Origin of the sequence: uncultured Corynebacterium sp. (assembly GCF_937999985.1) — a bacterium.
GTDB lineage: Bacteria > Actinomycetota > Actinomycetes > Mycobacteriales > Mycobacteriaceae > Corynebacterium.
In genome coordinates this window covers 1-8,609 of the sequence record NZ_CALLDG010000161.1, presented here as the reverse complement: position 1 = coordinate 8,609, position 8,609 = coordinate 1, and the positions used below count along the sequence as shown (strand labels likewise).

The 8,609-nt window shown below is 61.8% G+C and carries 8 protein-coding genes and 1 pseudogene; 6 read left to right on the top strand and 3 right to left on the bottom strand.

Going from position 1 to position 8,609, the window contains the following annotated elements:
* Positions 1–299: pseudogene (locus Q0331_RS07695) on the top strand (DNA topoisomerase IV subunit B); the annotation flags it as partial.
* A gap of 58 nt (positions 300–357) precedes the next feature.
* Here the strand turns inward: Q0331_RS07695 and Q0331_RS07690 are convergent.
* Positions 358–1,650, bottom strand: a complete 1,293-nt coding sequence (locus Q0331_RS07690; protein ID WP_298075810.1) for an ROK family transcriptional regulator — start codon at positions 1,648–1,650, stop codon at positions 358–360.
* Positions 1,651–1,831: 181 nt separating this feature from the next.
* Between Q0331_RS07690 and Q0331_RS07685 the strand changes: the two genes are divergently transcribed.
* From Q0331_RS07685 to Q0331_RS07665, 5 genes are read left to right on the top strand one after another with little or no spacing between them, the layout of a single operon-like run.
* Positions 1,832–2,992, top strand: coding sequence for an LLM class flavin-dependent oxidoreductase (locus Q0331_RS07685; protein WP_298075809.1), 1,161 nt, complete (start codon positions 1,832–1,834; stop codon positions 2,990–2,992).
* The gene (locus tag Q0331_RS07680) at positions 2,992–3,945 is read left to right on the top strand and encodes an ABC transporter permease (protein ID WP_298075808.1); all 954 of its coding nucleotides are present in this window, start codon (positions 2,992–2,994) and stop codon (positions 3,943–3,945) included. Before Q0331_RS07685 ends, Q0331_RS07680 begins: the two co-directional genes overlap by 1 nt.
* Entirely contained in the window at positions 3,945–5,108 is a 1,164-nt protein-coding gene (locus Q0331_RS07675) for an ABC transporter substrate-binding protein (protein WP_298075807.1), read from the top strand. The genes Q0331_RS07680 and Q0331_RS07675 overlap by 1 nt, the downstream gene beginning before the upstream one ends.
* Positions 5,095–5,952, top strand: coding sequence for an ABC transporter ATP-binding protein (locus Q0331_RS07670; protein WP_298075806.1), 858 nt, complete (start codon positions 5,095–5,097; stop codon positions 5,950–5,952). Before Q0331_RS07675 ends, Q0331_RS07670 begins: the two co-directional genes overlap by 14 nt.
* A 41-nt stretch (positions 5,953–5,993) precedes the next feature.
* A complete protein-coding gene (locus Q0331_RS07665) occupies positions 5,994–6,995 on the top strand; it encodes an alpha/beta fold hydrolase (protein WP_298075805.1) in 1,002 nt (333 codons plus the stop codon).
* 189 nt (positions 6,996–7,184) lie between these two features.
* On the opposite strand, the gene Q0331_RS07660 is transcribed toward Q0331_RS07665, so the two are convergent.
* On the bottom strand, positions 7,185–7,865 hold the full coding sequence (locus Q0331_RS07660) for a cell surface protein (protein WP_298075804.1): 681 nt from the start codon (positions 7,863–7,865) through the stop codon (positions 7,185–7,187).
* Between the two features lie 200 nt (positions 7,866–8,065).
* Positions 8,066–8,609 (bottom strand): Dyp-type peroxidase (locus Q0331_RS07655; RefSeq protein ID WP_298075803.1); only part of this gene is annotated, 544 nt, incomplete at its 5' end.

Below are 8,609 nucleotides of genomic sequence, written 5' to 3'. Positions count from 1 at the left end.
AGCCCGGTTTTGCCTTCAGTGACCGCGAGCGCGACGAGCAGCTCGAGGAGGGCCTGGCGCAGGGCCGGAAGATCAACAAGGACGACGGCATCCAGCGCTACAAGGGTCTGGGTGAGATGAACGCCAAGGAGCTGTGGGAAACCACCATGGACCCGACGGTGCGCACCCTGCGCCGCGTGGACCTGGAGGATGCTGCGGCCGCCGACGAGATCTTCAGCGTGCTGATGGGCGACGACGTTGTGGCCCGCCGCAGCTTCATTACGAAGAACGCGCGCGACGTGCGCTTCCTTGACGTCTAGTGGCCGTTTAATGGCCTTTTAGCGAACGCCCACCGCCGTGGTGCCCGATGTGGGTGGGCTAGTTCGCTGTAGGTAGCTCGGCACCGAAGCGTTCGTGGAGTACCTCCAGCGGGTTAGACCACAGTGCATTGAGAGCTACCGTTTTTGCGGCATCGAGCAGGATGCTAGAACTAGCAGTTTGTAGGCGCAGATTCCGAGGGATTCCCGGCTGGTTGCGCAGGGTCCGGGCGACCACGCGGATTGCCTGCGGGTCGACAGTAAATGCCTCACCCGCGAAGACCAGCGATTGTGGGTCTACGATGTCTACCGCCAGCGCGATAGAGCGGCTGAGTAGTTCGGCGCGTTCGTCGAGTAATTTAGCTGCCTCCTGGGTCTGATCTGCGCCGACGGAGCCACTGCGCTCTAGCCCGTGGGGGTCAGCTCCAGGCCGGCCAATTCGTACTAATTCAGCTACGTTGCGCGCCGGGATTCCTTTACTAGCTGCAGCACTGAGCAGCGCCGTTGAGCTGAGGGGATGCGTACCGCCGGGAGGGGAGGCCGCGAAAGATCCTTGGGCACCGATGCGTTGGAATGCGCGGGATGCCGCACCGGAGTGAGGGCGGTGTACTGCCCCGTTGAATATCCAAGCATGGCCGACAAATTCTCGCGCATAGAAGTACAGGGTGGAATCCGGCTGGCTGGGCTTAGCATCAGCAGGCATGGTCCGAGTATTTGCAAGGGGAGTGGCTGCGAGTTCATGCGCGGCCATAGCGGCAACGCCACCGGCGACGGCTACGGGTACGTTTATTTGCGCAGCAACGCGGGAAGCAGCATCTACGTGGTCCCAACCGTAGGTTTCGGAGCTTACGAGCCCGGCCTCATCCACGTGTGCAGATAGGGCTAGACCTGCGCAAACAACTGGGCTATTCGCCGGTGCTAGAGCGGCCAGCCCGTGGCCTATGGCCTCCAAGGCATCGCCCGGATCCACTACAGCCATGTCGAGTGGCAGCTTACGGTGGGCCAAGATTCTGCCCGTCGCATCGCAAGCGACTAGCTGGGTGATGCGTAGCCCGACATGCGCGCCAAGGAAGGTGAGGTGTCTGCCATCGGGCAAAAGGCGCGTACCAGGGCGACCTCCCCGAGAGGAAGATTCGGGTGCTGCGACCTGCTCAACCAGGCCGGCGTCGATCAAGGTCGATACGTGGCGGGCCACGCTGGGTTGAGAAAGCTCGAGGGTGTCACGCAGGGTAGTTCGGTCGGTTTGCCGGAGGGTGCGAATCTGGTGGAGACAGCGGGCGGTCGGAGCGGCGGGTAGGGCGAAGCGAGCCGCCGCTGCGGAGTGGAGGAGTGGTGAGGGCTGCGTGAGGGTCATAGAAAACCAGTATTCGGTAGACCGATCTGTCTGTCAAGCAATTGTAGCAACATTTATGCTCATTCTTATCTTGAGCTATCAATGCAGGTCGCTTGGGATAGCCGATAAGCAAAGCTCTGTTTAAATTCAGCGCGAATGAAATCATGGCGTCAAAACTAGACAGCATGGTCTACTCTTTGACATGAGCGACAAAGAAATCACATTGCATTGGTTCTTACCCACCTACGGCGACTCCCGCCAGATCATCGGAGGAGGTCACGGTAGTGGCTTCTATCGTGGCAACCGCGAACCGACCCTCGACTACCTCACGCAGATCGCGCAGGCTGCCGAAGCTAATGGCTTCGAATCGTTATTGACTCCTACCGGTCAGTGGTGCGGCGATGCTTGGGTCACCGATGCGGCACTGCTGGCCCGCACAAAAAGAATCAAGTTCCTGATTGCCCTGCGCCCCGGTCTGGTCAGCACCCCAGTTCTCGCGCAACAGGCACAGACGCTGCAGGACCTATCGGACGGGCGCGTGCTACTGAACGTGGTTGTCGGCGGGGAAGATGCAGAACAGCGCGCGCTGGGCGACTACGCCACCAAGGAACAACGCTATGCCCGCGCTGACGAGGCCCTGACCCTAGCCCGTGACCTGTGGACCAGCACCGAGCCGATTACCCGGGAAGGGACCTACGAATCCGTAGAAAACGCCGTGCTAGCCAAGCGTCCCGAGATTGTGCCACCAATCTTCTTCGGCGGATCCTCGCCGGCGGGCATCGAGGTTGCCGGACGTCAGGCGGATGTGTACCTGACCTGGGGAGAAACCCCGGACAAGGTCGCCGAGAAGCTCGATCGCGTACGAGAATCCGCCGCAACCGCCGGGCGTGAGGTTGAGTTCGGTATTCGCCTGCACATCATTTCCCGCGACACCTCCGAACAAGCGTGGCAGGAAGCGCAGCGCCTCCTTGACAGCCTGGATCCCGATGAGGTTCGGAAGATTCAGCAAGGTCTGGCGCGTTCGCAGTCAGAGGGGCAGCGGCGCCAAAGCGAACTGCACGGTCGGGGTCAGGATTTTGTTTCTGGTACTGACGCCCACACGTTGGAAGTCGCCCCAAATCTATGGGCAGGTATCGGACTTGTCCGTGGCGGGGCGGGAACCGCACTGGTCGGAAGCCATGAGGAAGTAGCACAGCGCTTAGCGGAGTACCGGCAGGCGGGCATTAAGCATGTAATTCTTTCGGCATACCCGCACCTGGAAGAGACCTGGACCGTTGGCGAAGGCGTGGTGCCCCGGCTGCAGGAACTCGGTTACACGGTGACGAATCATCCCGCACCGGGCGACGAGGAAGGATCGCGCTAATGACTTCCATCCTCGACTTTAAGAAAAGCCCCAGAAAAGTGAAGGCAGAAGAAAGCCAGCCGGCACACTCGCAGAAGGCGGAATCAGTAAACACCGAAACGCCAAAGCCGCATCGGGTAACAACCGAGCCGGCAAAATCTAAGGGCTCAAGGAAAGCCAAAAGACGATTGATCCAGGTGGGCAGCCTCGCCGGGCTGATCGCCTTGTGGTGGCTGGTCACCACAGTGACCAGCATCAACCCCGTCGTTCTCCCATCCCCTGGGGCGGTGCTCCACGAGCTGTGGAGCACCAACACCTGCCACCCTGCCTCGGCCTCTAGCGCCCGCACGGAGTGTGGCGTGGAGGGATACTTCCTGTGGCAGCACCTGTTAGCCACCATCGAGCGCATCGCAGTTGGCCTCATCGCCGGCACCATCGTCGGCGTGCTGCTGGGATGGCTACTTGGCTCCTCGCGTACCGTTCGGGCCATCGTTGAGCCCTACCTGTCCTTCCTGCGTGCTCTGCCGCCGCTGGGGTATATCGGCCTGCTGATCGTGTGGTTCGGTATCGGCGACGTATCCAAGGTCGTGCTGCTGTTCCTCGCTGTGTTCCCCACCGTGACGGTAGCCACGATCACCGGCGTGACCGGCATTAGAAGGGACTGGATCCTCGCAGCTCGCACCCTCGGCGCGCGGCGCTCCCAGGTACTTCGGCGGGTGATCATCCCCGGAGCCCTGCCAGAGATCATCAACGGCATTCGCCTCGGCGCGGGCCTAGCCTGGTCCGCTATCGTCGCGGCCGAGATGAACGACGGAATCCCCGGCATCGGTGGGTTGGCCTATATTTCCGGTACTCAACTCAATACCGCGCTGACGATCGCCTCCATCATCGTCATCGGCATCACAGCGCTCATTTTTGACCAAGCATTGGTGCAGGTGGAGCGCCGTTTTGCACCCTGGAGGGGGAAGCAGTGATGGCTAAATCAACTACGAAGACCGGTGCGCCCCTGCGGCGTCACTACCAAAAAACCGTGGGCGCCCTGGCGGCGATCGGGTTAGCGAGCAGCCTCACGGCGTGCGTCGGCACACCGGCGAAAGAACGCGAGGACGCGCAGAACGCCGAATGCCCCATCGAGGTCAACGAGACGAGCGGCAGCGTGCGCATCGGGTACCTCGGTAGCCCCGGCCCGGATCTTTACGCCTTCGACCAGGGTTTGGCCGAATCGTGCCTGCCCAACGTGAAGGTGGACTGGACACGATTCCCGACAGGACAAGACATCGTCCAGGGCTTCGCCTCCGACTCGGTGGACCTGGCTGGGCTGGGCTCCACGCCGACGACGAAGGCGCTCTCCGCGCCGATGAACCTGGACGTCGTAGTGCCGTGGGTGAACTCGCGGCTTGGAGAATCCGAGGCGCTGGTGGCCAAGCACGCCAAGACGGTCAAGGAGCTCAAGGGTAAGAAGATCGCCGTGCCGTACTCCTCGACTGCGCACTACAGCCTGCTGAAGGCGCTGATCGCGGCCGGCCTGGACCCGAAAAAGGACGTAGAGATTACGAACATCTCCCCGGATAAACTGCCGGCCGCGTGGAACTCCAACGAGATCGAGGCGACTTACGTGTGGGACCCGACCCTGTCGGAGGTGAAGAAGTCTGGGCACGTCTTGGTGACGTCGCAGGATGTGGCGGATCTGGGAGACCCGACGTTCAACGTCACCCTCGCCTCCCGCGGATGGACGCAGGACAACAATGCAGTGCTGCAGACATGGCTGGATCTTATGGATTACATCGTCCGCTACGGCGAGGAAAACCCGGAGCAGTACGCAGAGATCAACGCTAGTGCAGCAGGCATGGATCTGGAGGATACGAAGAGCCAGCTGAAGGGCGTGACCTTTGTCAAGGGCGACCAACAGGCCGAGTACCTGGATACGGTCGCCGGAGTGCTACGCAAAACAGCCGACTTCCTGGTGGATCAGGGTGACATTCCGGAGGCCGCGCCGGCGGAGCACTACCACGAGGCCACGCACAGCACTGAGGTCGGTCAGAAACCTAACACCCAGGCCGGAACGAAATCGAACCAAAAGCACGACCAAAAAAACGATAAATCGGAGCAGAACGGAGGCAACCATGCTGCAAATTAGGGGCGTACACCACGTATTTACGACAGATACCGGCCAGCGCATTGAGGCGCTGCGCGAAGTAGACCTCACGATCCCCAGCGGGCAGATTGTTTGCCTCGTAGGCCCATCGGGCTGCGGAAAGTCAACGTTCTTAAAGATCGTCGGCGGATTCTTCCCACCCACCGGTGGTGAGGTCCGCGCCGGGGCCAATGAGTCCGAACTACACACCGTCACCGGTCCGGGCGTGGATCGCGGCGTGGTGTTCCAGCAGCCCAATCTGTACCCGTGGCTGAATGTGCGGGATAACGTGCGGCTGGGCAGCACATTCACGGGCTCGACTGTCGAGCGCAAGGAGGGCGACGCGCTGGTGGATCTAGTGGGCCTCAACGCCGCGAAGGAGCGCTTCCCGCATGAGCTATCCGGAGGCATGCAACAGCGCGCCCAGATTGCCCGCGTGCTGGCCGCTAGCCCGGAAACGGTGCTGATGGATGAGCCTTTTAGCGCTGTGGACCCCTTTACCCGCGAGCAGCTGCAGGCTGAGCTGCTGCGGATTTGGCATCGCTACCAGCCCACGATCATCTTCGTCACTCATTCAGTGGAAGAGGCCATCCTGCTGGGTCACCGGGTCGTCGTTATGGCACCGAACCCAGGTCGCATTATCGACGACGTAGCCGTCCCGGAGGCCGTGCGTGCGAGCTCCGGGCAGGCGGGCGTACCGGGTGAGGAAGTACCGAGTCGCGATGCATTGCAGGCGCGTTTGCGCGACCTTACGGCGGACCCTCAGTTCGTGAAGTTAAGGCGCCACCTCAGCGAAGCAATCACGGCCGCCCACCGGAATGGTGCGCGCGAACCCGCCATCGTGTAAATCGCCCCGACGTGCGCTTTTTTGTTGTTTAATCGAGTGTTGTGAGCGATTCGAAACACCAAGCGAAAACCACTCGTACGCAGCCGCGCCGGGAGCCGACCCTGCTGCCGGTTGAGATGGCCGACGGCACCACGTCGCAGGTTCGCCTGTTCCTGCCCGGCACGGCGAAAGTGGGGGAGGAAGGTACGGACGCCACCGCCTCCGGCAGTACCGCGAACCCAGCAAACAGCCCAGCGGATGCCGCGTGGGATCGTGCGCGCCCCCTGATCGTGGTCTGGCCGGGCTTCGGAATGGGCGCTCGCTACTACGATCCGATCGCCTGGGAGCTGGCCGACCGCGGATACCCGGTGGTTACCGGCGAGCTGCGAGGCCAGGGTAGCTCCACGGCCGTAGCCACCCGCAAGCACCAGTGGGGTTACCACCAGCTGGCCTCTCAGGATTATCCGCGAACGATCCGGGCTGCGAAGGAGGCGCTGGGCGTCAATAAAGATCACCCCACGTTAATGCTTTGCCATTCGATGGGCGGACAGATCGGTGCGCTCTTCCTTGCGCGGCCCGAGGCTGGAGAGCTGGGCATTCGCGGGATGATGGGCGTGGGTTCCGGCACCCCTTATTACAAAGGGTTTGAGGGTAAGCAGCGTAGGCGCCTGCGCTTCGGGACGTACCAGATCATGCTGAATATCCTGCTGTTCGGATACCAGCCCGCGGGCGTGCTGGATCTGGCGGGTTACGGGCGCCAATCGGGCACGCAGCTGCGTGAGTGGTTCCGTTATGGGCAAACAAACCGCCTGCACAAGCTGGCGGACCAGGACATGGACTACGAAGAGGCGAAGAAGTCCGTGCGCACCCCGGTTCTGCTGACGCGCTGCGCGAACGACGAGGACTGCCCGATCGCTTCCGCGGAGAACCTGGGGTCGGAGTTACCCGCTGACGTGGTGCAGGTAGAGGAGCTTGATTCGCAGCTGGGGCACAACCGTTGGGCGCGGGAGCCGGAGCTGGTTTCCGATCGGCTGGAGGAGTTCTGGCGGGAGATGGCCGACTAGCGGCGCTCTCGGCGCTCGGCCCCGCGCTCATAGGCGGCTCTGAGAAAGTCTGGAGCGTGCTCAGAGCCTGGCGCGTGGGAACGCATGAAGAAACCCGCGGACCTTCCAAAGTGAGAAGGAGCCGCGGGTTAGTGGGTTAAGCGGAAGGCGTGGACCGCCTTTTGCGTGATTACGCTGTGGAAGCGTGAGTTATGCCTGGCGGCGAGCGAACATCATCCAAGCGCCAGCGACCATGGAGATCAGGGCCAGACCAGCCAGGATGGAGATCTCCGGCTTAACGCCGGTGTTAGCCAGCTGAACGTTGCGCTCTGCAGGTGCCTCAGCGTCTGCAGCCGGAGCCTCTGCGACCGGTGCCTCAGCCTCGCCCTCGGCTGGAGCCTCAGCTGCCGGAGCCTCGATGTCCTCCTTGGCCGGTGCCTCTTCGCCCTCAGCCGGAGCCTCCGGCTTGCCCTCGCCCTCAGCCGGAGCTTCTTCCTTCTCGCCGTCCTTGGGAGCCTCAGCCTCGTCGTCGGCCTTGTCCTCGCCCTTGTCGCCGGCGTTGCCCAGGATTGCACCCAGAACGCCCAGGCCAACGATGGTGCCACCGATGCCGGCAGCGATCTTGTCTTCCTTGCTCATGTTGGAGGAGCCGGCCGGCTCGTCCTCGGTGCTGTCGTCACCGGTCTGGTCGTCTTCGTTGCCGTTCTCGTCGCCCTTGCCTTCGCCCGGCTGCTCTTCGCCAGCGCCGTTGTCTTCCGGCTGGGGGTTCTCGTTCTCTGCAGCCGGAGCGGTACCCTCGCCTTCCTGAGCGTTAGCAACCGGGGTCAGCAGGGCTGCGGAAGCCAGAGCGGTAGCAGCGGCGGTAGCGGTGATCTTCTTGGACAGCTTCATGTCTTTCTCCTGTGTTTTCGTGTGTAGCCAAACCGTTTGGCTTCTGGGTGAAACGTCGGACACTTTTAAAGTAGCTTTCGCCCTGGGATTTTTCAGTGCTAGAAATTACAAAAACCCCTGCTCAGACGATTTTTCCAAGTAGATTCTCTAAACTGACTGGTCAGCGCGAGGTTGCAGACATACGCAACTTTTCACACCAGTCACTTTGATTTACCCACGTATGGGGGAACGAAAAGTCCCTTACCCAGAAAGTCATCTTTCCCGGACACTCCGGGAAATACGTAGAAATACCCACCGCCGTACGGCCTGATGTAGTCAGCCAGCGGTTCGCCCTCTAGCCGCTTCTGCACGGTAATAAACTGCCGCTGCAGATCCTGCTGGAAGCACACAAAGACCAAACCCACGTCCAGGGTGCCGTTGTCCAGCACACCATTGTCGTAGTTATAGGCACGCCGCAGCATCAACTGGTTCGCCGTCTCCTCGGTCCGCGGGTTCGCCAAGCGGATGTGCGCATCCACCGGAATCACATCCCCTGTGGGGTCATCCAGATAGTCCGGCTCCTCCCACTCGTCACCGCCGGAAAGCGGCCCGCCGCTGAAGCGTTCGCGGCCAAAGATCTGCTCCTGCTCCGCGATAGAGATGCGATCCCAGAACTCCGTCAGCATCACGATCAGCCGCACGGCCATGTAGCTACCGCCCGCTGCCCACTTCGGTCCGTCGCCGCCGGCCCACACCAGCTCGTCG